The sequence below is a fragment of the Kluyvera georgiana ATCC 51603 genome (genome assembly GCF_001654985.1).
GTDB classification, from domain to species: Bacteria; Pseudomonadota; Gammaproteobacteria; order Enterobacterales; family Enterobacteriaceae; genus Kluyvera; species Kluyvera georgiana.
In genome coordinates this window covers 18,784-44,982 of sequence record NZ_LXEU01000044.1, presented here as the reverse complement: position 1 = coordinate 44,982, position 26,199 = coordinate 18,784, and the positions used below count along the sequence as shown (strand labels likewise).

The following is a 26,199-nucleotide window of genomic DNA, read 5'->3' as shown; positions in this document are numbered from 1 at the left end:
TCAGACCACCGTTGCGCAGAGGGATGCATTTACCCGGCTCGGAATAACCAGCGGGGAGGATTGCATCAGGATAAGACGCTGGGCTGGATCTTCTTTCACCCAGGATTTTGGCGCATAAGCCAGCGGACCGTAGTTGAAAGCCGGGTCCAGGATAACGCCAAAGGCGCGGGTACCCATCAGATCGGCACCACTCATAATGACAGCGCCATCGGGGATCATAGGCTTCTCGACGTTATCCAGCGGGTCAATAAACCAGTCGTTATATAACCAGAGGTCAAAGTTACCCCAGCGCCCTTTATAAATTGCGCCCTTCATTACCTGTGGGCCGGCGTTAATCTGGTTACCAAACGGGCTCAGCGCCGGGAATGTAATGGCGTTATCCTTGATGGTGGTATCCAGTCGGAATGCACGCCATGACTTATTCGTAAAGACCAGATCCGTGGCGACAGAGCCGGACTCTTTCAGGAAAGTAGTCTGCCAGATTTCAATGTCATCTGATGGCTGGGTATTGGTAGCGCCAGCTGCAACGGTCAGTGGCCATTTATCCGAGCCGCTAAGAGTGATGGTCAGATCCGAAGCACGCCCGAAATCCACCACCTGAGTTTCATAGCCCTCCCCGGCGACGGTTACGGTCCCAGACACCAGCGCACTCGCCGCCATCCATTCCAGACGACGGTTGATCATGTCAATCTGGTCAGTCATTTCAAACTGAAGGTTCAGCATTTCGCGCTCGGCAGCGGTATATTCCCCGCCAATACGCTCACCAATCTGGCGGCGGATAGGTTTGCGCAGGTCCGGCGCGCGCTTATCTTTGATGTATGCCGGTTTGAAGGTATTGGTCTGGTATTTACGGGATTCGACCAGCTTACCTTCCACCAGCGGGGAGACGAACGGCGCCATACGACGCAGGCCGACATCAACATCAATCGCCACTTCTTCAGTCTCGTAAGTTACGACATTCGGGAAGAAGCGATCGAGCAGCCAGTTCTGACTGGTTTTCAGGTTAGGAACAACCTGCACCAGCACGCTGGTATCAAAAATATTTTCCATATTCAGTCTCTTGATAGTGCCAGCCGCAGCTGGCAAAAAATTTAAACGAGCCAGCCCCTGCCGGTTAAAGCATTCGTCAGGAGAGCCGTGGGGGAAATCAGGAGGTGGTTACAGGTGCCTGGTCACTGTCTTTCAGGAAGATAGCCAGCGGTCGGAGCGCTTTTTTCAGGTCAGCGGTCGTCCAGGAGTTATCAAAAATAATTCGGTGCTGGTTGAATTCCCCCATCAGATACAGGCCGCCGTTCTGATCGAAAGACGATGCATCAACATCATCAACCAGAATAGCAACGGGTAACTGACTGCCATCTTCAGCCGTTTTCACACATTGCGTGTATTTCCCGCTGGCAGCCACCAGGCCCAGGACAGTACCACGCTTAAAGGCACCGCCCGTAATGATCCCGGTGTCAGTCACCAGCTGGAGCGTGCCAGCGACAAGCTGATCCGGAACAAACAGCGCGCTCTTCATGCCAGGCGCAAACGCATTCTGACCAAACTGATCCATTATTTCTCTCCTCTTGTGGAGTTGTAGAGGCCGGTCATTTTACTTACCAGCGCAGACTTTCCGGTCTCTTTCTGTCCGCTATCCGGATTAAGCCGGACCTGGTGGCTTTCCTGCATACGCTGATCGAGAGAGCGTTTACGGGATGGCTGAGATGCGGCTGCGGCCGGAGCCGAAGAGGCTAGGACATTAATTGCTGCCGCAGAACTCATCCCGGTATTGAAAGCCAGTGACGCGGCCAGTGAAGGATTCGCAGCTGCATGCTTACTGCCGAAAATACGGGCGCAGCGTTTACGCTCAGCAGCGCGTGCATTTTTTACCGCCTTACTCTCTTTGCGATCGTCGTCGCCGTCGTCTTCAGAATCATCATCTTCTGACGCATCCGGATCATCGCAGTCATCTTCAGCATCATCGTCGCGTTCGTCTTCTTCCGCGTCGTCGTCGCGCTCATCATCATCGGCATCATCTTCGCGCTCATCCTCTTCCGCGCGACGGGCTTTCGCTTTTTTGGCTTTTTTATCCTCTTCTTCCTCAGAAGCGGAAGGGCCAAGACCAATGAGGTGAGCAAAACTAAACGTCTTTTTCTTTGCCATTTCAGGCTCCTGTTTTTTCAAGTAAGTTTTTGAACGCAGCGTCAGGAGGACACACCTCATCAGCCAGTCCAATTTCAACGCCATCAGCAGCCATAAAACAGGCGGCCTGGGTACTTTTTATAACCTTTGCGCTAATCCCCCGGTTTCTGGCAACAGTGTTCACAAACAATTCGCCCATGGTGTTAATGTCCTGCTGGATGGCGGCCAGCGCTTCATCTGACAACTCTCTCAGCGGCGAACCTTCAGCCTTGCGGGATCCATAGGTGATGATCGTAACTTTAAGACCGTCATCTTTAATCCGCTGCGTCCAGTCAAGGTGCATGGTGATCACACCCACAGAACCCACTCCGCCGGTGCGCGGAACAGAAATCCGGTCCGCTGCACTGGCAATGGCATACGCAGCGGAATAAGCGCTTTCCGTCAGAATGGCATGGATAGGCTTTTTCCCCCGGGAGCCGTAAATGACATCAACCAGATCGAAGCATCCAGCGACCTCGCCGCCGGGTGAGTCGATATCCAGGCAAATGCCCGAAATGTCGGGATCTTCCATCGCAGTAAGAAACGCCTGACGAATGCCGTCATACCCTGTCATTCCACTGTACGGACGCAGACTGCCCAGTTTTTGCACCAGCGTTCCGCATATCGGGATGACGGCGACACCCAGCACATTGTCATAACCCGGATCACTACGGGATTCACGTCCCCGGTTATCGTCATATCCGTACCAGTCATCCTCCATGGCAAGAGAAGATTCGATTTTACTGATACCAAATCGGTCCATTACGGATGCCATGATGACTTCGGCTTTACTCGGGTGCAGCGCCAGCGGGGTGTTAAATAATCGCTGGGCCAGATGGGGTAGATTCACTTTTCCTCCGGATCGGTAATGGTCTGGCTCGCAAACTGGTCAGCCTGTGCCCAGCTCGGAAGCGGTAATCCGCGTTTAAGACATGACTCAATTTCTCTCTGGCGCTGATCAAGCACTTCTTCCCAGTCTTCACCGACGTTTTCACCCACCTCAATCTCGAGGGTGGAAAGTCCGGCATCCAGACCAAGAATGGCGCCTTTTTTCTCTGCAACCGGATCCACCCAGCCGCGCCCTGGCCCCATCCAGCGCGCGCGAGAATACGCGGCTCTGGCGTCAACAAAATCAGGTGCGCCTGCGGGCAGGGGTAAATCCTCATTGTCGTGAACTTCTTCAACAAAGGCGGTGAGAATGGGCTGAGCGAAGCCGGTAGAAAAATCGTCCCGGCGGCGAGTCAGTGTTTTCCATGCCTCCAGCAACGAGGAGCGTGCAGAACTGTAGTTAACGTCAGACCAGTCCTGAGTGACCTGCTGTGGGGACAACCCTGTTCCTGAAGAAAAATTACGGAGAACAGCAGATTCGAAGACTTCAAAATTGCTGTAGGGCCGCGCCGCGTTAACCGTCGTGATTTTCTCACCAGGATAAAGAATGGGCATTCGGGCACCATTCTGAAGTGTCAGACGCCGATCGTTATGGAACTCAACACGCCCGTCCTGATAAGTGCCTAACTCCGACTCGTCATAGGTCTCGCCCAGGGCAGACTGAACCATCGCAGGGTCATAGGGTGACTCAATGTAAGCGGCAAAGATGGCATTAAGAATTGCTGCCTCAAGCTCACTCTGGTCATACTTCACCAGCATTTTCAGACGCTGAATAACCGGAGTCAGGATGCCGTTACCGCGGTGCTGCGCGCCACGCTCATGATCAAAATCGTGAACCACATGCGGGCGGCCCCAGTCAGTTTCACGCGGGATACGCTGCCACGTCATGGTTTTAGCCCCGCTCCACCAGTCACCGATATGGGCCTCCCTGATGTGGTAAGCAACCGGCGCACCGTCCGCATCAATTTCAACGCCACCACGGACATTTGGCATATCGAAATTCTGCTGAGGATTACTGAGGCGGTCAGGATCGACAATCTGTACCGTGGTGGCGTAACGCCCTCTTCCGGGACCAAGCCTGTCAGTTCTGTACTGGAGAATGGCCAGAGCATCCCCGTCAATAAGCTTATGACGAAATCCCAGGCGTAACATCTGCGACACGGTGAGTTTTCGTTCAACATCACAATACCGGCCAGGATCGTTACTCCAGGTCCGCCAGTGCCCGTCCAGTGCTTTTCCGTACTCTTCCGCCCAGGACGCATCAAACGCCTTGTTTCCGGTGATCATTCTGAGAACACGGTAATCGGGTTTCATGATGGGGCGGAAGTTGGCACCAACCGCATTATCCAGCAGACGTGTGACCGCACCGTTTGCCCAGCCGTCATTACGGACCAGATCGCGTGCGCGGGACACGATGCGATCCCGGTAAATGTTAATTTCATTGTCCGGGGACCACAGCGCGGGTTGCCAGTTCGCCAGTTGATCGCTGAAAGAGTCAGCTGCGTCATAAGGTACGCGGCTCCCCCCCACCAGCATAGAGGGACGCTGCTGTCGCAACGGCTGCCCATCAGAGCCCAGTATCTGTACTTTATTCATCAGAATCTAAACCTCGCTGGTTTCCGGGGACGAGAGATAATCCCCAGTTGCGCCTGCAGAAGTTGAATCAGGGCCAGCAGATCAGCCAGGGTGCTTTGCTGATAGGACACTGATCGTGTCCCGTCTCCCTGCGTATAGGAAAACGAAACACCGTGGCTCCCGGTTGCTAAATCAATGTACGCCTGCTGAGCTTTCGCAAGTGCATCTCTGAGCTGATCGTCAGTCATTGCGCCAGCAAGCAGGCTGGTGTTCCGGTTGAACATGATTTTCCTTATTTCGGCAGGAGTTGCGATATTCGCTTACGTTTGACCGGCGTTGGTTCTTCAATAACCGCACCCGGCAGCTCGTAATTGATTTTTTCTTCCTGTCCAACTGGCGCTGGCAGGAACTTATCCGGATCGGCTTCGAGGTTGGCGGCCCGGACGTTGAGTTTTAACCCCATATGTTTGAGACCGCACAGCGCGGCATAGCTGTAAACGAGGCAGTCAAGCGCCTCGTTAGCACGTCCTGGTATTGCTTCCCAGATACTGTACCTCTGCCCGGAAATGACTTTGTAAACCAGTCGCTCCGCCAGCAGCTGATTGAAGTACCCGAGATCGCGATCATCAGGGAAATGCATATAACCCGCAGCGGCGGCACCAGGTTTGGGTGGCTCAAGATGCAGGCGACCGCGTATCACGTCTTTTGCTGAGTTAACACCCAGAATGACAGGGCGGAAACTGGCTTTGCTTTTCGATGATGGTCGTTTGGTCGGCCAGACAGGATTGCGTTTGCCCCCCTGCGCAGACTCCCCCTTAATTGCCCAGACACGACGGCCAAGGCGCTCTTTGGCGAATTCGTATACCTTCTGCGTATGGTGGCCGCCGGAGTCCATGCACGTTGCCATGATATTCAGGCCGCGCCCGTCACCACGTCGCCAGATCTGTTTCAGGTATGCATCCAGTCGCTTCCAGGGTTCTTCCGTCTCAAGGTCACCATAAATAACGTCATGCGCGACCGACCACGATTCTTCATCTCTCCCCCAGCCGGTGATCGTAATTTCGAAGCGATCGTCCTGGGTATCAACTCCAGCCGTTAACAATGCCACTCCGTCCGGAACGACGGCCGGAAATATTTCCCGGCGCGCCAGCAGAACATCAACAGGGAGCTGTTTCCCATGGTTAGGCCGGTGCGGAAGCCCCATCTGGGTATTCCACCACGCCTGTTCCTTATCCGGATCGCCCTTCGCATCGATATATTTTTTCGCAATATCCGACGGCTTATCTTTTTGCCAGGGGCTGAAAAGCTTGGATGCCTGGTACCCCGCGTGGTGGTTATCGACTGCCTCCTTTCCACAGGAGGGGCAGATTGCCCGATAGACCGCATGCCGCTCCGACTCTGACCATTGCCAGACCTTTTCAACGCTGCCCTCGTCTGCCGCCCGCCAGGCAAGGTCATAATCCATCAGCGGTGAATGCCGCTCCCCGCAGCACTCAAATGGGCGCGTCTGATGCCATCGGATAGTGTGCAGAGCTCTGAGGCGCTGTCCTTCGGACCAGCCACTACCACAGCATTCGCAATAGAGCATCGCCGATTTAGTCAGGTGTTTATCCCCCTCTTTCGGCCACTGAACGTGTTTGAAAAAGTCGGGGAACTGGCGGTGGCCACAGTGCGGGCAAACTACAGATGCCCGGCGCTGATCGGAGTCGGCGTAGCTGTCAGCAATGCGGCTCTCATCCTCCACCGTCGGCGAACAGGCGCGCACAGACAGCCAGGTCAGGCCAAATGTCGCTGTACGCTCTTCGGCCAGCGCAATAGGATCGCCTTCGCGGGTTATCGGGTACTTGTCCACTTCATCCGCCAGCAGGACACGAATCGGACGACGCGCAAGGTTATCAGGGCTACCAGCACCCGCCAGCGCCAGAAATCCGCCAGTGAATGCCTTGTAAAGAATGGTTTCTTTCGAGCTTTTCTGTTTCGAATCACCGATGATTTTACGCAGTACCGGCGTCACCCTTACCAGCGGGCTAATACGCTCTTTCGAAAACTGTTCAGCGGCTTCTTCTTTCGGCTGCAGCAGCAGTATCGGACAAGGATCGAGGTGGGCAAAATAGCCAAAAAGGTTTTCCAGCAGTGCTGTCTTCATCAACTGGGTGCAGCACATTACAGTGATGATATGAACCCCGGACTCCGTCGCGGCAAGCATCGGTCCGCGGGCAATTTCTACCGTCGATGTTTCCCAGTTTCCCGAAGTGCTCCCAGCCTCTTTTGCCAGCTTACGATAGTCATCTGCCCACTGCGGCACACTGATACGCGGCGGGGGTGTCCAGCCTTTGCGGACGCTTAATTCAAGACGCTCAATCTTCTGCCGGGTTAAACTCTGGCTCTCCGAGGACTGAGATGTGTTTGTGGACATGTTCAATCAGCACCTCTGTCATCCTGTCCGCCGGTACATCCAGATCAGCAGCCATTAGCGGCGCCACCCTGGACGGCCAGTTAAGCCAGGCATCACGCTGTTGGCGAAAGGCGTTGAATAAAACCTCCTCGGCTGCTGTCAGCTCAATAAGCTGGCCGCTGTCTTTTTCATACTGCAGCTTTGCCTGCAGGGCCATGTAATTCTCGCGGATACGTCCCGCTTCCTCTCTCGAAAGATCTTCCCCTTCAGTGAGCATTATCTGGCGGACAGTTTTATTGATTTCATCACCGTCATCATCGTTATCGCTGACGACGGGAGTTTTCTTTTTCTTCGCGTTCGAGGCGCGCGGGTCTTTGCCATCGCGGTTTTTCTTCAATGCCGCATCGCTGGCCTCTACGTCAATCAGGTCTCCGTCCATCACAATGAAGCGCCCAGCTTTAATCCACCGGCCAATTGTTTTGCGATCCACACCTGAATGTTGTGCGTACTGACTCTGGTTCATCGTTGTCATGGGACATCACCTGGGACATTTTCTGGGGTGGGACATTCGCCTGGGACATTTTTGCCATGTCCCACCAGAATGTCCCACTGGAATAAACTGGAATAGCCAGAGCTGGCGAGGTGTCCGTAATGATCGCCAGAGGTGGGACATGGGACACAAATCTGAAAGTTGTAGCTAGGAAAACACCGCGGCGCGCAATGCCCGTGCCTTACAAAAGGCTCAGGAAGGACCCAAAACCCCTGGGGGGCTATCTGGCCGAGCTAATCGCCTCAGCAATCGCCTGGTGCAGCGCTGAGGGTAATAATGCGTTGGCCATGGTGTTTGCTCTGTCCATATAGCCGAGCGTTGGTTTAACCGGAAGAGCGTCACCAAACCGAATGAGCAATTTTGGTGCAGGTTGCTTAATCTTATCCCTGCGCGTGCCGTTCGGAGAACGCTTTGCCCGCTTCTTCGCTTTTTTGGTTTTGGGCTTTTTTCGCTGCCACACGGCATTCACGCCGCCAACGTCACCAATAAATACGTTTGGCTTTGCTTTAAGCTGAGAGAGCTTATTACGCGGTAGATTGCCGTATTTATTGAGCTTTATGTCTTTCGGGTTAAGCAAAGCACTACCATTAAGCTTGTGCTCTCCGCCGAACTCGAAGGGTTCAAGGTAACCAGCAGCAGTATCACGAACAAACACCTTTGCACGAAGGTTGTTTTTTCTGGCACCAACCGACCCTACCGATTTAACTGTAAAAGGTGTTGGATTATCCAGATGCCGCTCAAATGCTGTTCTTTGGGCTGACTCAATCTGGCGAACAACTTTAGTCATCGCCTGGGCAGTCGCAAACGGTATCTGCTTCTGCAACTGCCTTAACTGACTGGAAAGGTCTTTAAGCGTCGCCATAACAGTCTCCCTAACTAATGCCACTACGATGGTCTGCCCATGGTAATGACAATAAATATGGTGATTTTCATTGATTATCGAGAAAAAAACCCAATATCTTTTCTTCGATTCAGCCCTTAAAAGGAAACTAATATGAGCTACTCACAAGCAGAAAAGTTACAATCCTTATGATGTGCGATATTTATGAAAAGTTAGGTATTGAGAACAGCTATAACCCTGAAATAATTCGAACAGCAATCGATACTGGAAACTACTGGGCCATCGAGTGGGCTTATCAAGATTTGTCAACGGGTGCACCAACCCCACCTGAAGTTACTTTCGTATGTGATGTCCTAGATATGTTCGGCTTATTACAATATACATACGAAAATTTGACTGACATTCAAAAAGAAAAATTACTAAAAGATGTTAGCAATTTCAATTACAAGCACGATGTGATTTTCAGTGGATTCGACTGGAACAATGAAAGTGAGTACGCAAGTATTACAAGAATGTTCAAATTACTTGACCGTTTTAGTACTCAAAACATTGTAAAAAACTCTCATTCCCCACGCATAGCAATTTATCAGCGTATGCTTAATGAGTTCTTACCAATCAGAAAAGATTTTATTCATGACGTAGGAATCCCATATGATGGCTTTTGCGCAATTCTAAACGCTCGAGTTCATCCTTCCAATCGCTGATTTGGTTGCACTGCGATCAACCTTAGTCATCGCAGTGCATACTTATCATTTATGCTGATAACTTCTTTTCCGCTCTACTTCGCAGTTCATGCTATTCACATATAAATTTATTCCGTGATTTATCTGCAAATAGAGTTACGATTCATTTTCTATCCTGCTCGATTTGACGTATACCCGCGAAATTATTATTGCCCTTCTCAATCACTCCCAGCAGCGGCTTAATCCACAAAACAGCTTGGCAATACGTCATTGGGCTGGCGGCAGCGGCACGATCATCGGCTGAGTCAGGTCTGTTGGTATCGGTGTGCATGGCGCTGGTACGTAAACGGTGCGCGTATTCGAGCAACCCGCCAGCGATATCAGCAGGAACAGGCAGATCACAGGTTTTTTCACGTCGGAGAATCTCCCGGTATTCGATGACGGTCTTTTCGGTACCAGCATCAATCAGCGAGTTGAGTCGGCTGGCGTTTTCTGCTACCTGGTTAAAACGGTTGAAGTTGAACGCCTGGGTAGTTATCACCGTCGCCTGTAGTGCGTTGTCGCTGCGCAGCACCCGGTTGTCACTCTCGGACGTGGCCAGTGCCGCATTGCTGCGCGCCAGCATCACACAGAGCACCGCGATGATGATTACGACGACCACAAGTAGAATCGCGGCTATCGCAATTTTGTTGGGTTTCATCAGAATACTCCCGGAACCGTTGCTGGTGTTCCTGGGGTTAGTGGCCCAAGCCCATCACTAAGCTTTTGGGGCTTCTCACCCCACTGGCAAACTTCTCGTTCAATCTCGCGGCGGGTCATCAACCCCACCCATTTTTTCTTCCCGGCGTAAATCCAGCGACGCAGTTGATCACATGCGCCTTTGGTATCGCCCTGGTTGATTTTACGTAGCAGTGTGGAGGTTTTGAAATTTCCAGCGCCGACGTTGTAAACGAACGAGTAAAGCGCACCGCGCGTGGTTTCTGGGATAGGAACGTTAATATACGGGTTAATCTGGCGCGCGACGGCGTTCAGGTCTTTATCCAGTAGCACCTGACACTCTGCTTTGGTGTAAGTCTTGCCGAGGATAATGTCTTTGCCTGTATGGCCCCAGCATACCGTCCAGACCCCGACAATATCCTGATAGGGATTGTAGCGAACCCCTTCCAGTCCATCGTTACCAGTTGGGCCAGTGATAAGCGCGGAAGCAATAGCGATAGCGCCAAGAGGTACAGCCGTAATAACACTATTCCTCAGCTTTGGTGGCATAGCCATTACGTCGGTCCTCCCGTTCTTTCCAGCGGAAATACCAGTTCACGCCGCAGGTGATAACGGTGCATGCGATACCGACAATAATTGCCCAGTCACTTAAACCGAGTCCGGCTACTTTGTCGGCAAGCATCCACGATACCTCTTTAGTTATTTCGGCATGGGCCTTTGCAGAGACACCGCAGCCAGTCAACGCGGTTCCCGTCCCATATGAAAGTCTGCTGTAAATTGTGCTCATTCTGGTCATAGCCTCACCTCCGGATATTTCGGATGGTGCTGTGTGTTTTAAAGGGGTTCAGGCTCTCGGGCTGATTTAACAACAACATACGTCGGGGAGTTTTCCCGGAGCCTGAAATAAAAAAGGCCCACTCAGAGGAGCAGGCCTGATATGTTATGGATGATGTTGATGCAGCGGTGTTGCTAATCGATATTAAAAAATAGTGCGCCTGCAATCAGAATCACAACTGCGATGAAAATTAGAATTATCATTATCATTTTTCGTTGCAACCCGTAAGCAATCATAGCTAAAGCTAAGACAAGGACTGATAAAATAGGCCATGTGCTTTCAAAAAAGAATAGCATCCTAGTTACTCATATAAATCGCTATTAACTTTTAGACTACGGCATACCAATAATTATATCAAACCACACTGACGTAGTGGCCACGCTCATGCCCTTGAGGTGCTGTCGCTCTATCGCCGCTGATAACCGGTGCGCGTCTGGCTTTCGCGCTGCTCTACCGGAGCTAGTTTTGATCTATGAACCCTTACCCATCGCTACACAGGCTCGCTCAATGGCGACTCGGGGCAGCATCATGACTGCTGCTTTGCCTTTCGGCTGCGGTCTATCCGTTTACTGATGCATTTTCTTACCCTTCAGAAACGCAAAAGCCCCACGGTGTTAACCGCAGGGCTTGAAACGAATGCATTAACCCATCGTTGGGATAAAATTAACACAGATTCGGGAAAAGTAAATAGCGCGAATTAATTTCCACAATCCTTATCGCGTTATCTGTTTCAGTTGCGCTTCAGCCCAGGCTTCTTCGATATCAAATTTCGTGATCAGTTGATCGTAGAACGGCTTAACAGACTTCTTCCACGTATCCAGGCTGATGGCATCCGTAATTTGGCAAACAGCTGCGTGGGCCTCAGTTGATGGGATACGTTCATATCCGCGACCGCCGCAGCGCTTACAATCCGCCAGGACAGGAATGCCCTGCTTTTCCGTCAGGTCTTGGTTTACAGCCTTTCCTCGCCCGTGGCAATCACTGCATGCCGCGCTAACGGTTCCGGCACCATTGCACTTTTTGCAGAGCACCTTCACAGACTCTTTGACCTTCACCATTCCGGACACTGTCATTTTGCCTTCTGGCTTGCGGAATTTATTAGTGAATACATCAGCCTGAATGAATCCAACGCCAGAGCAACAATCGCACTGCTTCACGCTGGCGGCGCTGCGGGAATAGTCCTCAAAAGCGAAGGTGGCAAGCTGGTGCATGACCAACGGCTTAACCCCGGTGGCGAGCTTGCGCAGCGCGGCGACCTTGTCGCATTTGGTCAGCGCATACTCGGCCAGCAGCGAGATCGCCCGTTCCCGGTCGTTCTGGCTAATGCCCATCTTCCCAAGGAAAGCGCTGTAACCCATAGCGGCGCGCTCCTGTGTCATGCCCATAGCAGCCATGATATCGGTGCCGGTCAGTGAATCTGAGGCGGTAGCGCGCGGGGAATCGCTAATCAGCGTGGATTTTGCGAAGTGGTATTTCACGGTGTTTTCAAGATTCACGCTGCGGCCCTCTTTGGCTGTTTGTCTTTGGTCTGGTTCTGGCTATGTTTTGCTACTGGCGGCATCTTGGCGCGCATGACGCTTTCTAGCTCGTACAGCTCTCTTTGCTGTGGTGTCATTGCTGCCACCTTAGTGCTGATTCAAGTTCCGCCTGCGGTATTGCAAGGAGGGTTTCACGCTGTTTAGCGGTGATGTTTCGCATGCCCATGAAAACAATCCCTGTAGGAGTCCTGACAGCGGCTACGTTCTTGCTGCGATACCAGTTGATTAACGCCAGTGTGTTGTGATGACTCATGCTGCCTCCTGCTTTTTCGGCCCCAGATATTCGCCATATATGGGCGTTCTACCCCGCGCCTTCGTATGCCTATGGGTCACCTTTGACGAAAACAATGCATCTTCGACACTCATTCCCTTTTTCAGCCGAAGTTTGATTGTATTTCCGGAGACAGAAACCCTAGGGTCCCTTGACCATTCGGTAGCTGTTTTTGTTTCTCCGGAGAACGTAATCCCGGCTCTCCCTTTTTTGGTATGTTCTGGAATGTGGACTCGAGACCGCATGACGTTGCATGCACGGCAAAGAACCCTCAGATTTGACTCGTCATTGTTGTCAACAACCTCATCAATGTGATCGATATGCGCTGTCTTCCATGTGACAGTCTTTCCGCATTTCTCACACGGAGGTAGTGTCTCGCCATGTCGGTCATAGATAACCTTCCGATGCTCATAAACGAACCCATTTGCCATTACCAACGGATGATCTGGAATCTTGAGCATCTGGTAACCCTTAGCATTCCTCTGCCTGGCCTTTCCCTTTCCAACTTTTGTAAGTTCGTAGGTTCCGTAGCGCATCATCCTGAAGTAATGCATTTGACAGATGCCCTTCCCCGGGTAGTGCTTGCATTCACGATCGCAACCTTCAACTTTGCATTTCATGCAGCACTCTCCTGGGCTTTTTGACGGCGCTTGCTCAGCGCATTCGCTCTACGGGAAAAAATTGACTTGATTCTCTTCAGGTAGTGGATGTCGAACCGGCGAGGCTCGTTGTCAGATTCGAGCCTCTCGACCCGTTCCAGGCCAATGCGTTCAATCAGGCGAATGCGGTACTCGACAGCATTTCCGCTTAATTGCCGGTTGCACCGTGTACAGGCTGAGTGAACGTTAAACACGTTGAATTTGAGATGTGACGCAGCACCGCGGGAACGGTAGTGACTGGCATCGATGGCGCTACCCGTCAGATAGTTGCTTTTGCCAATGAGTGGATTGCCGCAGCTGACGCAGTCTTTCCCCTCATCACGAATCCTGATGTACCGATTGAAAGCGGACTGGGCCTCTTTATCCCACTGGGATTTAGTCTTCAATGACTCGCGCACCCTCTGGCGACGTTGGCGCTCTTTTTTCTCAGTGGCGCGCTGTTTGGCAGACGCCTCTCGCTGCGCATCCTCCCGGGCTTTTCTGGTCTGTTCTTTGCCGACGGCTCTGGCGCACTCGTAACCGCATACGGTCTGTGTGTCCCGCGTCGGGTGGAACCACTGGCGGCATTCTTTGTTGGCGCACTTGCGGCGCGGTAGCTTTGCCATGCTCACCCCCACGCCTTGCTTTGCCACACACGGCTCGGGCGCGGCGCTTTATCGCCTTCCGGCAACTGCGCGCTGATAGTCCAGGTGATGTTGTCACGGTTCAGGCTGCGCTCGACTTTGACGCCGCGGCGCTGGTAGTTAGCCACCAGCTCGTTTGCCTGTTCGGTTGTGCATTCGTGATGGTGGAACCAGGAATATTTCATCGCCATCACCCCGCAAAGCTCATGAGCTGCGATGCGGCGTTTTCCGCTTCTCGCTGAGTCTTGAATGCCCGGGACAATACCCAGCGCCACAGAACATCGAGCGCGGCTTTGTACAGTTGCTGGAACTCGGTTTCGTCCATGTTAGCGAAGGCAATACTGCGGGGATGTTTGCGAAGTGTTCCGTCAGGAAGCTGAATAGCGTCATAGTGACCAGACTCGACGATCACCCAGGCGCGATAAGCATCATAGGATTTGCAGATGCTGATGCTACCGGCGCGCTTATCGGCGATGCGGTCCAGATATTGCTCGGCAGCATCCAGGAGTGCTGCTTCGCTTCCCGCGAATGAGGCAAGGAATTTAGCGTACCCGGTTACCAGCTTGCGTTCGTTGGAGGAGATCGCCCCGCCAGTAGGTTCCCAGTATTCAAACCCGAGATTCAGGAGCGCAAAGAAACGGCGATGGAATGCGGGATTCCTCACCTGACGAAATTCGGCTACCAGCACGGCGCCGAGTTTGATTTTTGATTGCAGAATATCGCTGGTCTCCGGCGTAGCGGGGATCAGGATTCCTGATGATTGCTTAATGAGTTGTAGTTCGTGCGCCATGGTACTCTCCGTGGCGCATAAGGCTGTCAGTTGTTCAGGCTGACACTGACATTATGTACAGGTGATAATGGAAAATCAATGCAAGAAAAAACCCGCCGTAGCGGGTTTAATCTTGATGGTGAGTGCTATTTATTGATAACTATTTCTGGCAAACCTTCTTGGACTTGCTGATAGAGCCATCATTACAAACAAATTTTTCACCCGAACAATGCGATATTCCGCCTTTCTTACCTGAGCATGGCTTGTTTGCTGCCGTTGCTGTCAGTGAAAAAAGTGACACCAATAAAACAACAAGAACTTTCTTCATATCCCTATTCCCATCAGTAAAAGTAAGTGAATCGTAGCAGGGATCGATGAAGCGAAAAAGAAAACCCGCCGTAGCGGGTTATATTGTCGATATGGGAATTCACATATCGCTTGTATGGCAGGTTATATCAATCACCAGAGTCTACGAGCTTTTGCATAGCACCTGCGTAACGGGACATGCCGATTTCCAATGCTAACCTCACGTCCTGCTGCGGTGCTGCTGCGAGCATGGCTCTATACGTCGGGTTAATTTCATCATGTTCGTTAATTGCAGCCCAGCCAGCTTTATTCATCGCTACTGTAGGTTCTTTCGGAACTAATTGCCAACCATCCGGAGTTACCGGAGAGTTGCCAGCCTCATACGCAACGCGCAGCCAGTGGAAAAATACCTCCGTCATTACGCATCCACATTCGACGTCAATAGTTCCTGTCTGCTGCGAAAGCCACTGCTCGAATGGCAACTTGTAAGCCGTCGTTTCCTGTTCGGCGCCCTGAAGCATGGCTGCTCGGCAGGCGTTATGGCCTTGTGCAAAGCTTTTCTGATAGAGATTCATGTCGTCAGAAATAGTCATCTCATCAGGGAATACCATCTCATCCTCCCGGCTCTCCCGCAGCTCTCTCAGCCCCTTCACCGCATCAGCAATGAAATGGTCCAAGGTGCTGCCGTTGCGATAAGCGAGAGAACTCTCAAGCGCTTCGATAACGCGCTCAATGCGCTCAACGGTTAGCGGTCCGTTTGCCGGGTGGTTAGCTGGGTCTGTTAAGTTGAATGTCATGCTGCACGCTCCTGAAATAACACTGACTGCTGATAGCCAGTAAGAAACCATAAACCATCCGCCCGTTGACTCATTTCATACCAATCCTCTGGGTTCAGGTTGGACACGAGATTATCTCCGCAGATGCAGGTATCTTCCCCTCTAGGCTCAGAGTCATATTCAGCGCCAGCAGTGAACCACTCAGGGTTCTCCGAGTGAACGCACGTCATTTTAGTTACATTCGACATGCTCATTGTCCTTCTCCTTCGATAACCGGAATTCCCGCAGCGACGACGATTCCATTAGTCAAATTGGAGTTCTGGCGGTTAGAGCGACATACCAGCGCCCAAAAGTTCATATCGCAAATCAGTGCGACTCGCATTTCCGCAGTAAATCGATAGCCGAGCTTATTTGACTTGCCTGCTGAGCGCCGACGTTTGCGCATTATCTTGCGAACGTGAGCCGCATTAACCTCAACCTGGCGGTGTCTTGAAGCGTAAACACCCTTCGCTGGTATTTTTCGAGCCTGTTGCTGGTAAGCAGTTAACAGGTCATGTACGTCTGTTGATTTAGCCATTCTTTTGCTCTCCTTCGATAACCTGGATGCCAGCGGCGCGATGGCAGTAATGCGCACCATCATGCTTGACCGATAAATCGAGCTCACGTTTGCAGCGTGGGCAAACTGCAACCGGCTTACAGCCAGCAGCAACAAGAGCCTCGATGACTTGGTACTCGTTCATCACTAACGGCAATTCAATATCTCCGTCCGGATAGAACGAATTCGGCAGCTTCACGGTGACGGTGCGGGACTCAAGCACGCTATTCGACAACTCGACAGTTCTCAGTTGCTCGCGTAGTTCGGTAACTCTCTGTTCTAATTCGTAAACGCGGCATTGCTCGTCTTCGTCAATCAGGTAAGACCCTACGCATTCACCGTCTACCCACCCACCGACATCATGGTCGTAACGTTCGCAGGAAAACTCTCCATCACTATCCCCGGAGGGAATGGTGTAGCTATCAAACGGGCCGCCGTATGTAGGGACATAACCAAGGTCTGGATGCTCAATCCACATAAAGAATTTACGACGGGTAATCGGGCAAACATCAGGTTTCCACTGATTGTTAATATTTGCCGACTGTTGCGCCTTCTCCAGCGCCTCTACCAGCGCCAGGACGTTGGCTGGACACGCAGCCAACTGAAACTCATTGAGAGCGGAAATTCGCGTATCGAACGGCATAATTTGTGCCGCGCCAGCATGCTTTGCTCTCTCTGCTGCCGCTTTCATGGTCGCCATCAGTGCTGTGATATCGTTGCTCATTTCGTTTTCACTCCCCAGTACGTCTTACACTGCATGCAGCGACCCTGATACAGCTCTTTTCCGTCAACGTTGTAGACCTTCATGAATCCGAAGTGCTGCTCCCATTCCAGCGAGCCTTTGCACTTGGGGCAGTTCGCGGTACCCGCTTTGAGATAGCGCGGCTTGGTCATCGCGCGGCTCCTTCCAGTGCTACTGCGATTTCTTCGAAGAACTTCTCCCGGGTGTGGCTGGTCATGGCTGGTACAAACGCAGCCATCAGCATGCTCTGATCGCATTGCTCTTCGTCGGAAAGCAGAACGATTTTCTTGTCCAGTCGAACCTTGGCTTCCTGCAGCTGCTCGTTCCGGCTGGCGCGCTGGAGGTACTCAGCGATAATTGCGATCGCCTTTTTAGTCTGTTTCACAGTGATTTCGCTCATGACTCGCTCCCGATTTTCTCGATCGTTTCCAGCAGCAGGCGGCGGCGTGTTTTTTCACCAAAGTGGCGACGCCCGGTGTCCTTGTGATACATCTCGTTTTTCCCTGCGCACCACATGCTTTTGGTTTCGTGCAGCTTCTTGCGCTGCGGGCCGTCTTTGGTGATAACGATGCCGGTGTGGGTTTTTACGATGCTCATTTCACGGCCCTCAGATGCGATACGTTCTTGCGATAGCTGGCCCAATCGAAGTTCACCCAGATGCCGCTATCCATCTGGAGGCGATCGATAATCCGCGCTCCCAGAGAGTCCTGTAGCCCTGCATGGTTCAGGTTTGTCAGGACACCGACCGGCCGCATTGACGACAAACGACGGTCGATGACCTGATTCAGAATGACCTTCTCGCCGCTGCTCCCGCGCTGAATGCCGACCTCGTCCAGCACCAACAGATCAACTTTGCAGAGGTCATCCAGCAGAGAGGCTTCCGACTGGCCGCCGTCGTAGCACTCGCGAACCCGTAGCATCAGATCCGGAATGGTGACAACCAGAACCGTATGGCCACCGGACAGCAGATGATTGCCAATCGCCGCAGCAAGATGGTTTTTTCCGGTGCCCGGGCCGCCACTGAACACGAAGCTCGCAAAGCCGGTCCCGAAGTTCTGCGCGTAGCTTTTCGCCATGGTGTAGGCCTTGCGCTGCTGCTCGCTGGATACTTCGTAGTTGGCGAACGTGCAGCTGCGGTGCAAGGTCTGGATGCCAGAGCGACCGAAGATTTTCTCAGTGCGCGCCTTCTGGTTCAGTCGACTCAGCTCCTCGCAATGTTTCAGGCCCTCTTCCCGCTGCCACGCCAGCAGTTCTTCTGCGCTGGTGAACTTCGGCTGTACGCCGGGCGGAATGAGTTTCTTCAGGCGATCAAGCGCGCTGCCGGAATTAACAATATTTTTCACTGTTACCCCCTGAACCCATCTGGAATGGTGTTATCCGGAATCGGGATGCGATTAACATCCCTGGCGGCTGATGGGTTCGCCCTTTGGATTAGACTACGCGTTTGCAGCAGGCTGTTAGCGAATGTCTGCTCCCAGGCTTGCTGGTGCTTAACCTTCCCGTCAGGGGCCCAGTAATCCCGGAACTGTTGGAGTTCTTCAGGGGTATAGCCCGGATCTGTACCGAGGTTTTTCCCCCAGAGACGAGCTTTGCCAACGAAGTCGGTCGAAGGCATCCAGTCATCGGTGATCGGGAATTTACCCAGCGGACCAAAATTCAGTCCATCGTCGCTCCCTTCGCCTGGGGGAGTTTGTGGTGAAATTGGGGGCAACCCGCTTTCGCCAGATGGGTCGCCCGCAGCTCGTGCACATGCGCCCTCTCTCTCTGGGTTTATATCTTTTATATCTTCTCTTCTCTTCTCTTCTCTGGTCCGCTTTTTGTCCGCATCGCAAGCGGACATTTTTCGTGATTTTTTCTTCCTGTCTGCATCCTGCGCACGACGCTTAGCTGACTGGCCGTTATGTGCGTCAAAGCGCGGCATCACTAGGTTTTCTCCCTCTTCCTCCAGCCAGCCAACAGCAATCATTGCTCGCGCAAAGCCAGGGAATCCGATCAGGTCGTCTAGAGTTTCTGGCGTATAGCCGTGAAGCAAACCATCAGTGGAATGGACATCAAAAAGACACCATGCGGAATGTAGTCCACCAACAACGCGCAATCTGTCCGCTTTCAAAGCGGACGACATGCGGACAATTTTCGGATGCGTATGCAGCTCGGCGCGCATTTTTATCCAATCACCGGCCATTGCGTCCTCCTGATAAATGAAAGCGATGAGATTGTTCCAGTGGACAGAACTTCCGCTGGTAAAAACATGAATGTGTGGGCATACTGATTTTGCATTTGTCTCTACATTTGCGCCTGAAAGCCGTTGGTGTTCGAGCACCGCGGCTTTCGCCTTTTCCAATCCAGTCATACAGCCCCCAGCATTGAAGTCACCAGCGTCATCAGCGGTAACGTTAAGTCAGGATCCACGCGGAACATCTCGACAATCCCCTCACTCAATTCCTTCAGCTTCTGATGCTTTGGCGCGCCCATGGCGATGGCTATCTTCGCTTCACTGGTCTCTTTCTCCAGTCGCGCCAGGCGGGCCATGATGTTGTCTTCCGGCAGCAGTCGGTTGCGGTGCTCCAGCGGAAGAACGGCAAGGATCGCCGGGGTTAGCAGCTGGATATTGCGCTGTGCCGTCATGGTGGTGCCGTCGAGCCAGCGGAATAGCTTCTGACGGCGACGGCTCAGATCATCGGGAAAGTCCAGCGCGTCTCCGCCCCGCCTCTCCCATTCCTCAACAATCAGCCCGGCAACGAAGTCCTGATTGTTAATTGACGCTGCCCAGGCGCGAACGGCTGAGCAGACTGCGTGGTGGCTAAAGCTATCACCAGAGGCAGCCCTACGCTGATTCTGAGATATCAATCGCCTATCCATCGCAGTGTTATTATTTTGAAACGCAAGTGATTGCATGATGCTTTCCCTTTCGTAGTTAGAATTGACTGCTGTTTGAACTAAGCAACATGGCAAGGTCTGGACGAATATCAGCGGGTTTAACCTTCCCGTTGGTTGCTGACACGATTTTCATAACGTACCGAGCATCAATGCCGCCGCCATGCAGCCATCGCCAGACTGTAGGCTGAGCAACACCGCAGAGATCTGCGAGTTTCTTTTGGCTGCCAGCAATGTCGATGGCGTGTTGGATGATTTTATTGGTCATTTTCAATTCCTAAAAGTATTGAACAAAACAATAATAGCAATGCGTATTGCTTTGAGCAATAGCAAAACGTGTTTTGACCATCAATACGCAAGCGTATAAATTAAAAACTATGAAAAAAGAAACTCTTGCTGAGCGCCTGAATCAGGCAATGGAACAGTCGGGAATGTCTCAAGGCGCTCTTGCGAAGGCGTCGGGTGTTGCCCAGCCAACTATCTGGAGACTAACTAGCGGCAATGCGCGAGGGTCGACCAAGATTGTAGAAATTGCGAATGCACTTGGGGTTCGAACGGAATGGTTGTCTACGGGAATAGGCCCTATGAGGGCTGACGGTCAACAACCGACTTTTATTGCTCCTGTAAAAACAGATCCAAATATCTTCAGAGTTGACGTACTTGACCTGACATTTAGCGCGGGGCCAGGTTCTTTCATGATCTCTGAGTTCGTGGAGGTGCTGCATGCCATCGAGTTCACTACCGAACATGCGCGATCGCTTTTTGGAAACCGCTCTCAGGATGACGTAAAAGTAATGACGGTAGACGGGGATAGCATGAACCCAACCATACGGTCTGGTGACCGCCTGTTCTTCGACATCTCAGTAAGAAATTTTAAGGTGGATGGCGTTTATGCTTTTGTGTTCGGCCAGCACTTCCACGTAAAGCGGTTGCAGATGCAGGGGTTACAGCTGGCGGTGTTATCAGATAACCCTGCGTATAAAGATTGGTATGTGACAGAAGAGACACAGGATCAGCTGTATATCATGGGCAAAGCGTTGATCCACGAGTCGATAGCTTATAACAAGCTTTGAGTCAGCAGCACACAACCTAGCTACAGGAAGCATGGGTAAGATTAGTGGCCGATGAGAAGCATGGATTATGATTAAATGTATTGTAAATACTGATAGTTATAATGCATTCAAGGGTTTATTGGTAAATGGTATAACCATGAGCCGAATACGTTTAGTTATCATTTTCAGGCATGCTTGCGCTCATGCGTTAAAGAGAACATAATTTGTACTGTCAGTTCTCTATGGAAAATCATCATGTTCAAGAAAATTTTGAAGAAAGTGAAATCAGAGACGCCCTCACAAGGTGTGGATGAGATCATTCAACTTTTCGATGAGATAGATGAGAAGCAAAAGAAGATTTCTGAGGAAAAAGAAAAATTTAAAGAGGATTGGCGTAATGGAGCAAGAACAACAAAACATAGATTCACTATTTGATTTTCTTTATATAGATCGTGTACGAGTTAGCTCTCTCACAGCCCAACTGCACAATGCTGGTGTAGTGACAAGCGTCAAACAAACCATTTCTGATACAGATAAATCTAATAAATCAGTTGAGCTTAACGTAAAGATTCTTAAAGGGAAAATTGGCGCTGACGACTCAATAGCCCATTCGCAAGAGAAAACCTTCGATGCTTCCTGGTCGCTACCAATTAACTTTCTCGATAAACTAGATGAAGTTGGAATGATTAAAACTGGGCTTAATGGTGAAAATCTTGGCTCAGTCGTTCATTCCATTGGAAAAATGCGGATCTTCGATGTGTCAACGATTCAGAAGATTATGCCGCTTTTTGGTGAAATGGCTCAAGCTCAAGCTAACACAGCAAACCTTCCTCCAAAAGCTAAAGCCAAACTGAAAGGAAAACTTGATATAGACGAGATTGAAGTATCGCCCGGACTTACATTTGGGGTGGTAAAAAAACTCATCAATATCGTCCCTAACATCCTCCAAGTTGATTTTATTGATGAGGATGGCGAGCTTATGTGGATGTCCATTGATAAAGAATTTTTAACAATTAATCCTGATGATCTAGCCTTAAAGTATGGTGGTACCATACCTGGGACATGGCATGTCATTGGCTTAATTGATGCCTTACCAGATTATGTGCAGGGAAAGGATATTGATAGCAGCCCAGCTTTTCCCGAACATGATCTTAAATCAGGATTGCAAACTTTCTTGGACATGGTTAAAGAGCAGGCGGGTAGAGGCAGTAATTCATATGGTATGACCCCGCTTCTCATCTTTAGAACGGTAGGCTGATAAACCATCAAGTAAAATATCATTTAATTATACCCGGCCACCGCGCCGGGTTTTTACTGCCCTTTCCTCACGAACTCCGCCGCATCCCTCAAAACCCCCTTGTGAATCATATTGCCCACGGTTTTTCGCTTCGCTTCCAGTCTCTCGACAATGGCATCGCGTTCTATCGCCAGCCCACCGATTATCAACTCAACAACCGCCCCACCAATCTCGCCAGCTATGAAAGCAGCGCGATCTTCCAGCAGCTCATCACGTGACATATCCATTCCTAAACCCATATCAACATCTCCACCTGGTGTTTTTTTGAGCATATAACGCACGTTGCTAAAAAATAAATTCCTTTCGCTATCAATATTTTAATACTAATTCAAATCAATAAATAGCAATACGTATTGATATGATTAATACCCATTGCTATTATCACCTCATCGCGAAAACAAACGCGCATAAGGCATAACAACGTTCCGCTAGCCGGCGACAAGGCAAGACACAAGGAGTGGGCTTCGCGGTGGTGAAGTGCAGAGTGAAAAAGCTCAACCGTGGGTATCAGCTACACGGCGCCACCAGCGAAGTTCACTTTGGAAAACTGGAGAACATCATGGAAATCGGTGAAAAACCTAAAAGCGCACTGTTGTTAGAACTTGCCGGGAAATTAGCCAAAGAGGCCGAACATTTGACGGACGATAGCCATCTGCAAAAAGAAGACGTAGTGCACGTTCTACGTCTCGCATTAATGGCGGAAGAGCTTGCACTTCCGGCTTTGGGGTTCGGGGAATTATCTAGTTAAAAAATCACAGTCTCGACTTGATGATTTTATGTATCTCTTTGATTGCAGTTAGGTAATCGACAGGCATTGCAGATATAGCTGCACCACAGCGGGAGCACTGTACAAACCGGATCCTTTCGCTGTTGATGGTTTGGCTACTGGACATCTCGAAAGAGGTTGAATCGCACTTAGGGCACTTTGTTGTTTGGCTCATTTTTATTTTCCTTGCTGGCTGTGTGAGAACTACCAGCATAACACCACCGAGCCTGAAGTGGATAAAAGACAGGCAAAACAAGGGGATCATCATGATTGATTTTGCACGAGAACCAGCACGGCAGCAGGCCGTGAGACTGAATAACTTCGAGGCACTCCTGCGCCGCCTCTGCTACCTGCTGGTGCAGAAGGGGAATCCGGATGCTTAACCAGAAGAAATGCGCTTACCACCTGTGTGGAAAGCCGATTGAACAAGGCAAAGAAGTGAAGAACACGCTGACGCTGATCCACGGCGCGCAGCTGAAGCACGAAGAACGCGATTACTGCTGTGTACGTTGCGCCTCTTACGACCAGATGGCCCACGAGTCATAACGTAAGAACCCGCGCAAGGCGGGCCAATACGTCCGGTGACACCGACCAAAGTTACACCGGAATTTTTACCAAACCAAAAAGACACCCAATGGGCGCTATCAATGGCCCGGGGATTCTAACATCCGAAAAAGAGGATTGAACATGGAATTCTTCTACGTAGTTAAGGCTACACAGAAATCCGGCAAGAAAGACGCAGTGATTTGGTTCACCGCGAAAACTGAAGCGCGTGCCAACCTGAAGCTCGATGTTGAGCTGGAAGATGCAGGGATCGAAACTGGCCGCGGCAAAGACTACATGAAGCCCGTCCGTACCGATTTCCCGGTATTTAACGACCTTCCGGAAGAAAGCACCGTTGATTTAACCTGGTGCGAACGCTACGAACTGGCCGAAGACCAGCGCACCTGGCAGCTGAAAGCTGGCGCAGCGCCGCAGGATTCCTTCCATCAGGAAGAGGCTGGTTCTGATGATGCTGGTGCTGATACTGATACTGAAGAAGAGCAGGAAGAAATAACCACCGGCAAAATCTACGACACGCTCGACAGCATTGCACCGATGCCCTTCCGTATCCAGCTGCTGGCTCAGTTCAACGCCGAAGGTGGTCACGTATGGCACATCAACAAGGAAACCCGCGCGCACCTTGCCAGTCTCGAAATGGACACGGATAACACCTACGTCCAGAACCTGCTGCTGGCCGTCGAGAACTGCCCCGAAGTTAAAGCGTTCGACATGCCGACGCTCTGGAAACTGACCGACGCGGTGAAAAAGGTTTTCCCGCAGGACAAGCGCAGCGAACTGAACCTGGTGATCCAGTTCGTCAAAGCGTGGGTGAATACCGAACACCTCGATCGCGTGCTGCTGGTCAAAGAGTGGCAGAAAGGTAACCGCGTGGCGCTTATTCAACGCACCGACGTTAAAACCAACGCTGGCGGCGGTAATAAGACTGATCGTAACCCGACCCTTATCCACACGCTGGACACTCTGGACATTGAAATTGCGCTGGCCACTCTGCCAATGGACTTCAACATCCATGATGTTCCTGGTGGAGTTTTCCGCCGTGCAAAAGAGATCGTCAGTAAGAAAGAGAGTCCGTTCAAAGAGTGGTCCGAAGCGCTGCGCAAAACGGCTGGCATTCTGGACTACTCTCGTGCTGCTATCTTCGCTCTCATTCGAGGCGCCGCCGAGAACGTCCACCACTTCCCGGTCAGTCTGCAGATTTATATCAACGCAAACCTGACGGAATCCGACCACGAGCACCCAACCGAAGAAACCCTGGCGGCAGCTGGCCACGTGCCAGAAAAAAGCTGGGAAAACGAGATAAGCCACCGACTGGCAGCAGAACGAGGCGAATTTGTGCCGGGCATCAGCGACCCAACAGATCCGAAATGGATTCACGAAGACCTGACAAAACCAAAACAACCAGAAATCGCCAACGTGGGTGGAGGAATTTTCTCCATTGATGGACTGATGAACGCACCAGCAAAACAAACCGAGGAAACCACCAGCGATGTGCAGATGGAAGAGACTGAGTGCGCCGAAGGCGAAGATAACGATGCGGTATCAGCAGGCGAAAGTGCTGTGGAAGATGATCCGCAGACAGATTCCGTAGACGCAGCAGCGATTCTGGCCAGCGCGACTTCAGTGAGCGACGAACAATCCGTGCCGGAAGTAGAAGCCGCGCCGGAGGAAACCATCAGCGCGCTGGACGAGACGCAGGCTGAACCCGTCACCGAGTACCCTGCATACTTCGAACCTGGCCGTTATGAAGGTCTGCCGAACGAGGTTTACCACGGCGCCAACGGCATCAGCTCCACGCAGGTGAAAGACGCGCGCGTGAGCCTGATGTTCTATCACGGACGTCACGTTACAAAAACCATCCGCCGCGAAAGTAGTGAAGCTCTGACGTTCGGCAGCCTGGCGCACACATTAGCCCTGGAGCCTGAAAAGCTGCAGGAAGAGTTTGCGGTGTTCCCGGGCATTCCAGCAGAGGCATTTACCACCACCGACTCACTGAAGGCATTCATCCGCGATTACAACACTGACAAGCCTAAAGCTGACCAGTTGAAGCTGACTGGCAAGAAAGAAGATCTTCAGGAGGCCATACGGGCAATTAAACCGGATGCCATTTTCGCGGATGAATTCGAGCAGCAGTGGCGCGATAGCGTTGCTGGGAAGACCATTCTAACCAATGAACAGCTTACCCTGGCAACCGCTATTCAGCAGGCACTGCTGAATCATGAATCTGCCGGAAAACTACTTCGCCACCCTTCCCGCGCCGTTGAAACCAGCTACTTCGGCATGGACGAAGAGACCGGGCTTGAAGTGCGCGTTCGCCCGGACCTTGAAGTTGAAGTCAACAGTGTGCGCATCGGCGTAGACCTCAAGACGATCAGCATGGGGCGAGTTAAACAGGAAGGCCTTCGCGCCAAACTGCACCGGGAAATCATCGACCGTGATTACCACATCAGCGCTGCCATGTACTGCAATGTCGCCGACTTTGACCAGTTCTTCTGGATCTTCGTCAACAAAGACGAAGGCTATCACTGGGTGGCAGTTATCGAAGCGTCTGAAGATTTGCTCGACCTAGGGCTGCTGGAGTACCAGCGCACAATGCGAGCGCTAGCCCAGGCATATGACACCGACTGCTGGCCAGCGCCTGTTACTGAAGACTACACCGACGAACTGAACGACTTCGACCAACGCCGCCTTGAAGCGCTGCGTCTGGCTTAATGGAGGATTTGACC

At 51.5% G+C, this 26,199-nt stretch carries 39 protein-coding genes and 1 pseudogene; 8 read left to right on the top strand and 32 right to left on the bottom strand.

Features of this window, described 5'->3' with window-relative positions; all coding sequences use genetic code 11:
- The 9 genes from M989_RS10680 to M989_RS10640 all read right to left on the bottom strand — a co-directional run bounded on the left by M989_RS10680 (position 1) and on the right by M989_RS10640 (position 8,430).
- Positions 1–1,050, bottom strand: coding sequence for a major capsid protein (locus M989_RS10680; protein ID WP_000427679.1), 1,050 nt, complete (start codon positions 1,048–1,050; stop codon positions 1–3).
- A 97-nt stretch (positions 1,051–1,147) separates the two neighbouring features.
- Complete coding sequence (locus tag M989_RS10675; protein WP_000371937.1) at positions 1,148–1,552, bottom strand: head decoration protein; 405 nt, start codon at positions 1,550–1,552, stop codon at positions 1,148–1,150.
- Positions 1,552–2,142, bottom strand: a complete 591-nt coding sequence (locus tag M989_RS10670; RefSeq protein ID WP_001085197.1) for a hypothetical protein — start codon at positions 2,140–2,142, stop codon at positions 1,552–1,554. The genes M989_RS10675 and M989_RS10670 overlap by 1 nt, the downstream gene beginning before the upstream one ends.
- Before the next feature lies 1 nt (position 2,143).
- Complete coding sequence (locus M989_RS10665) at positions 2,144–3,010, bottom strand: S49 family peptidase (protein ID WP_001052909.1); 867 nt, start codon at positions 3,008–3,010, stop codon at positions 2,144–2,146.
- Positions 3,007–4,644 (bottom strand): phage portal protein, encoded by a 1,638-nt coding sequence (locus M989_RS10660; protein WP_001045359.1) that lies wholly within the window; start codon positions 4,642–4,644, stop codon positions 3,007–3,009. Before M989_RS10660 ends, M989_RS10665 begins: the two co-directional genes overlap by 4 nt.
- On the bottom strand, positions 4,644–4,907 hold the full coding sequence (gpW, locus tag M989_RS10655; RefSeq protein WP_000483309.1) for a gpW family head-tail joining protein: 264 nt from the start codon (positions 4,905–4,907) through the stop codon (positions 4,644–4,646). Before gpW ends, M989_RS10660 begins: the two co-directional genes overlap by 1 nt.
- 8 nt (positions 4,908–4,915) lie before the next feature.
- Positions 4,916–7,039: a phage terminase large subunit family protein gene (locus tag M989_RS10650; protein ID WP_059360704.1), complete on the bottom strand. Its 2,124-nt coding sequence runs from the start codon at positions 7,037–7,039 to the stop codon at positions 4,916–4,918.
- Positions 6,981–7,550: a hypothetical protein gene (locus tag M989_RS10645; protein WP_064545088.1), complete on the bottom strand. Its 570-nt coding sequence runs from the start codon at positions 7,548–7,550 to the stop codon at positions 6,981–6,983. The genes M989_RS10650 and M989_RS10645 overlap by 59 nt, the downstream gene beginning before the upstream one ends.
- A 238-nt stretch (positions 7,551–7,788) precedes the next feature.
- A complete protein-coding gene (locus M989_RS10640; RefSeq protein ID WP_059686807.1) occupies positions 7,789–8,430 on the bottom strand; it encodes a hypothetical protein in 642 nt (213 codons plus the stop codon).
- 167 nt (positions 8,431–8,597) lie between these two features.
- Here M989_RS10640 and M989_RS10635 point away from each other — a divergent pair, with 167 nt between their 5' ends.
- Complete coding sequence (locus M989_RS10635; protein WP_083965145.1) at positions 8,598–9,113, top strand: YfbU family protein; 516 nt, start codon at positions 8,598–8,600, stop codon at positions 9,111–9,113.
- A gap of 142 nt (positions 9,114–9,255) precedes the next feature.
- Here M989_RS10635 and M989_RS10630 read toward each other — a convergent pair whose 3' ends face one another.
- The 22 genes from M989_RS10630 to M989_RS10540 form a co-directional block, all read right to left on the bottom strand.
- The gene (locus tag M989_RS10630; protein WP_064545086.1) at positions 9,256–9,792 is read right to left on the bottom strand and encodes a hypothetical protein; all 537 of its coding nucleotides are present in this window, start codon (positions 9,790–9,792) and stop codon (positions 9,256–9,258) included.
- Complete coding sequence (locus M989_RS10625; RefSeq protein ID WP_157093535.1) at positions 9,792–10,358, bottom strand: lysozyme; 567 nt, start codon at positions 10,356–10,358, stop codon at positions 9,792–9,794. The genes M989_RS10630 and M989_RS10625 overlap by 1 nt, the downstream gene beginning before the upstream one ends.
- Complete coding sequence (locus M989_RS10620) at positions 10,336–10,605, bottom strand: HP1 family phage holin (protein WP_064545082.1); 270 nt, start codon at positions 10,603–10,605, stop codon at positions 10,336–10,338. Before M989_RS10620 ends, M989_RS10625 begins: the two co-directional genes overlap by 23 nt.
- Before the next feature lie 752 nt (positions 10,606–11,357).
- Complete coding sequence (locus tag M989_RS10615; RefSeq protein WP_064545080.1) at positions 11,358–12,140, bottom strand: antitermination protein; 783 nt, start codon at positions 12,138–12,140, stop codon at positions 11,358–11,360.
- Entirely contained in the window at positions 12,137–12,259 is a 123-nt protein-coding gene (locus M989_RS26245; RefSeq protein ID WP_245191250.1) for a hypothetical protein, read from the bottom strand. The genes M989_RS10615 and M989_RS26245 overlap by 4 nt, the downstream gene beginning before the upstream one ends.
- Complete coding sequence (locus M989_RS10610) at positions 12,256–12,435, bottom strand: hypothetical protein (protein WP_064545078.1); 180 nt, start codon at positions 12,433–12,435, stop codon at positions 12,256–12,258. Before M989_RS10610 ends, M989_RS26245 begins: the two co-directional genes overlap by 4 nt.
- Positions 12,432–13,073, bottom strand: a complete 642-nt coding sequence (locus tag M989_RS10605; protein ID WP_064545076.1) for an HNH endonuclease signature motif containing protein — start codon at positions 13,071–13,073, stop codon at positions 12,432–12,434. The genes M989_RS10610 and M989_RS10605 overlap by 4 nt, the downstream gene beginning before the upstream one ends.
- On the bottom strand, positions 13,070–13,717 hold the full coding sequence (locus M989_RS10600; protein ID WP_064545074.1) for a recombination protein NinG: 648 nt from the start codon (positions 13,715–13,717) through the stop codon (positions 13,070–13,072). The genes M989_RS10605 and M989_RS10600 overlap by 4 nt, the downstream gene beginning before the upstream one ends.
- Positions 13,718–13,719: 2 nt before the next feature.
- Entirely contained in the window at positions 13,720–13,926 is a 207-nt protein-coding gene (locus M989_RS10595) for a hypothetical protein (protein ID WP_064545072.1), read from the bottom strand.
- Positions 13,926–14,525, bottom strand: a complete 600-nt coding sequence (locus M989_RS10590) for a DUF1367 family protein (RefSeq protein WP_064545070.1) — start codon at positions 14,523–14,525, stop codon at positions 13,926–13,928. Before M989_RS10590 ends, M989_RS10595 begins: the two co-directional genes overlap by 1 nt.
- Positions 14,526–14,664: 139 nt before the next feature.
- Complete coding sequence (locus M989_RS26240; RefSeq protein ID WP_071524449.1) at positions 14,665–14,832, bottom strand: YdcA family protein; 168 nt, start codon at positions 14,830–14,832, stop codon at positions 14,665–14,667.
- A gap of 127 nt (positions 14,833–14,959) precedes the next feature.
- Positions 14,960–15,607, bottom strand: a complete 648-nt coding sequence (locus tag M989_RS26040) for a hypothetical protein (RefSeq protein ID WP_209438761.1) — start codon at positions 15,605–15,607, stop codon at positions 14,960–14,962.
- Complete coding sequence (locus M989_RS10580; RefSeq protein WP_245191249.1) at positions 15,604–15,840, bottom strand: hypothetical protein; 237 nt, start codon at positions 15,838–15,840, stop codon at positions 15,604–15,606. The genes M989_RS26040 and M989_RS10580 overlap by 4 nt, the downstream gene beginning before the upstream one ends.
- Positions 15,837–16,163: a hypothetical protein gene (locus M989_RS10575; RefSeq protein WP_061279094.1), complete on the bottom strand. Its 327-nt coding sequence runs from the start codon at positions 16,161–16,163 to the stop codon at positions 15,837–15,839. Before M989_RS10575 ends, M989_RS10580 begins: the two co-directional genes overlap by 4 nt.
- Entirely contained in the window at positions 16,156–16,905 is a 750-nt protein-coding gene (locus M989_RS26235; RefSeq protein ID WP_245191248.1) for a hypothetical protein, read from the bottom strand. Before M989_RS26235 ends, M989_RS10575 begins: the two co-directional genes overlap by 8 nt.
- A complete protein-coding gene (locus tag M989_RS25515; RefSeq protein ID WP_157093533.1) occupies positions 16,902–17,075 on the bottom strand; it encodes a hypothetical protein in 174 nt (57 codons plus the stop codon). The genes M989_RS26235 and M989_RS25515 overlap by 4 nt, the downstream gene beginning before the upstream one ends.
- Entirely contained in the window at positions 17,072–17,323 is a 252-nt protein-coding gene (locus M989_RS10565; protein ID WP_064545068.1) for a hypothetical protein, read from the bottom strand. The genes M989_RS25515 and M989_RS10565 overlap by 4 nt, the downstream gene beginning before the upstream one ends.
- Complete coding sequence (locus tag M989_RS10560; RefSeq protein WP_064545066.1) at positions 17,320–17,520, bottom strand: hypothetical protein; 201 nt, start codon at positions 17,518–17,520, stop codon at positions 17,320–17,322. The genes M989_RS10565 and M989_RS10560 overlap by 4 nt, the downstream gene beginning before the upstream one ends.
- A complete protein-coding gene (locus tag M989_RS10555) occupies positions 17,517–18,266 on the bottom strand; it encodes an ATP-binding protein (protein WP_064545064.1) in 750 nt (249 codons plus the stop codon). The genes M989_RS10560 and M989_RS10555 overlap by 4 nt, the downstream gene beginning before the upstream one ends.
- A 2-nt stretch (positions 18,267–18,268) precedes the next feature.
- Entirely contained in the window at positions 18,269–19,105 is an 837-nt protein-coding gene (locus M989_RS10550) for a DnaT-like ssDNA-binding domain-containing protein (protein ID WP_064545092.1), read from the bottom strand.
- Between the two features lie 164 nt (positions 19,106–19,269).
- Positions 19,270–19,818, bottom strand: a complete 549-nt coding sequence (locus M989_RS10545; RefSeq protein ID WP_064545062.1) for a toxin YdaT domain-containing protein — start codon at positions 19,816–19,818, stop codon at positions 19,270–19,272.
- A 19-nt stretch (positions 19,819–19,837) separates the two neighbouring features.
- On the bottom strand, positions 19,838–20,065 hold the full coding sequence (locus M989_RS10540; RefSeq protein ID WP_061281420.1) for a helix-turn-helix domain-containing protein: 228 nt from the start codon (positions 20,063–20,065) through the stop codon (positions 19,838–19,840).
- Positions 20,066–20,174: 109 nt separating this feature from the next.
- Between M989_RS10540 and M989_RS10535 the strand changes: the two genes are divergently transcribed.
- From M989_RS10535 to M989_RS10525, 3 genes are all read left to right on the top strand, one after another.
- The gene (locus M989_RS10535; protein WP_064545061.1) at positions 20,175–20,870 is read left to right on the top strand and encodes an XRE family transcriptional regulator; all 696 of its coding nucleotides are present in this window, start codon (positions 20,175–20,177) and stop codon (positions 20,868–20,870) included.
- 234 nt (positions 20,871–21,104) lie between these two features.
- Positions 21,105–21,284, top strand: a complete 180-nt coding sequence (locus M989_RS10530; protein ID WP_016156231.1) for a regulator of G-protein signaling domain-containing protein — start codon at positions 21,105–21,107, stop codon at positions 21,282–21,284.
- Positions 21,247–22,107, top strand: a complete 861-nt coding sequence (locus M989_RS10525) for a DUF6414 family protein (protein ID WP_016156230.1) — start codon at positions 21,247–21,249, stop codon at positions 22,105–22,107. Before M989_RS10530 ends, M989_RS10525 begins: the two co-directional genes overlap by 38 nt.
- Before the next feature lie 53 nt (positions 22,108–22,160).
- Here the strand turns inward: M989_RS10525 and M989_RS10520 are convergent, their stop codons facing one another.
- A complete protein-coding gene (locus tag M989_RS10520; protein WP_032931297.1) occupies positions 22,161–22,385 on the bottom strand; it encodes a hypothetical protein in 225 nt (74 codons plus the stop codon).
- 245 nt (positions 22,386–22,630) lie between these two features.
- On the opposite strand from M989_RS10520, the gene M989_RS26230 reads away from it, so the two are divergent.
- From M989_RS26230 to M989_RS10505, 4 genes and pseudogenes are all read left to right on the top strand, one after another.
- Entirely contained in the window at positions 22,631–22,894 is a 264-nt protein-coding gene (locus M989_RS26230; RefSeq protein ID WP_245191247.1) for a hypothetical protein, read from the top strand.
- A 281-nt stretch (positions 22,895–23,175) separates the two neighbouring features.
- A pseudogene (locus M989_RS26500) lies at positions 23,176–23,295 on the top strand (hypothetical protein); the annotation flags it as partial.
- Positions 23,288–23,458: a YdaE family protein gene (locus M989_RS25855; RefSeq protein WP_167351053.1), complete on the top strand. Its 171-nt coding sequence runs from the start codon at positions 23,288–23,290 to the stop codon at positions 23,456–23,458. The pseudogene M989_RS26500 and the gene M989_RS25855, both read left to right, overlap by 8 nt.
- Positions 23,459–23,599: 141 nt before the next feature.
- Positions 23,600–26,185: a RecE family exodeoxyribonuclease gene (locus tag M989_RS10505; protein WP_064545055.1), complete on the top strand. Its 2,586-nt coding sequence runs from the start codon at positions 23,600–23,602 to the stop codon at positions 26,183–26,185.
- The last annotated feature ends 14 nt before the right edge of the window (positions 26,186–26,199 follow it).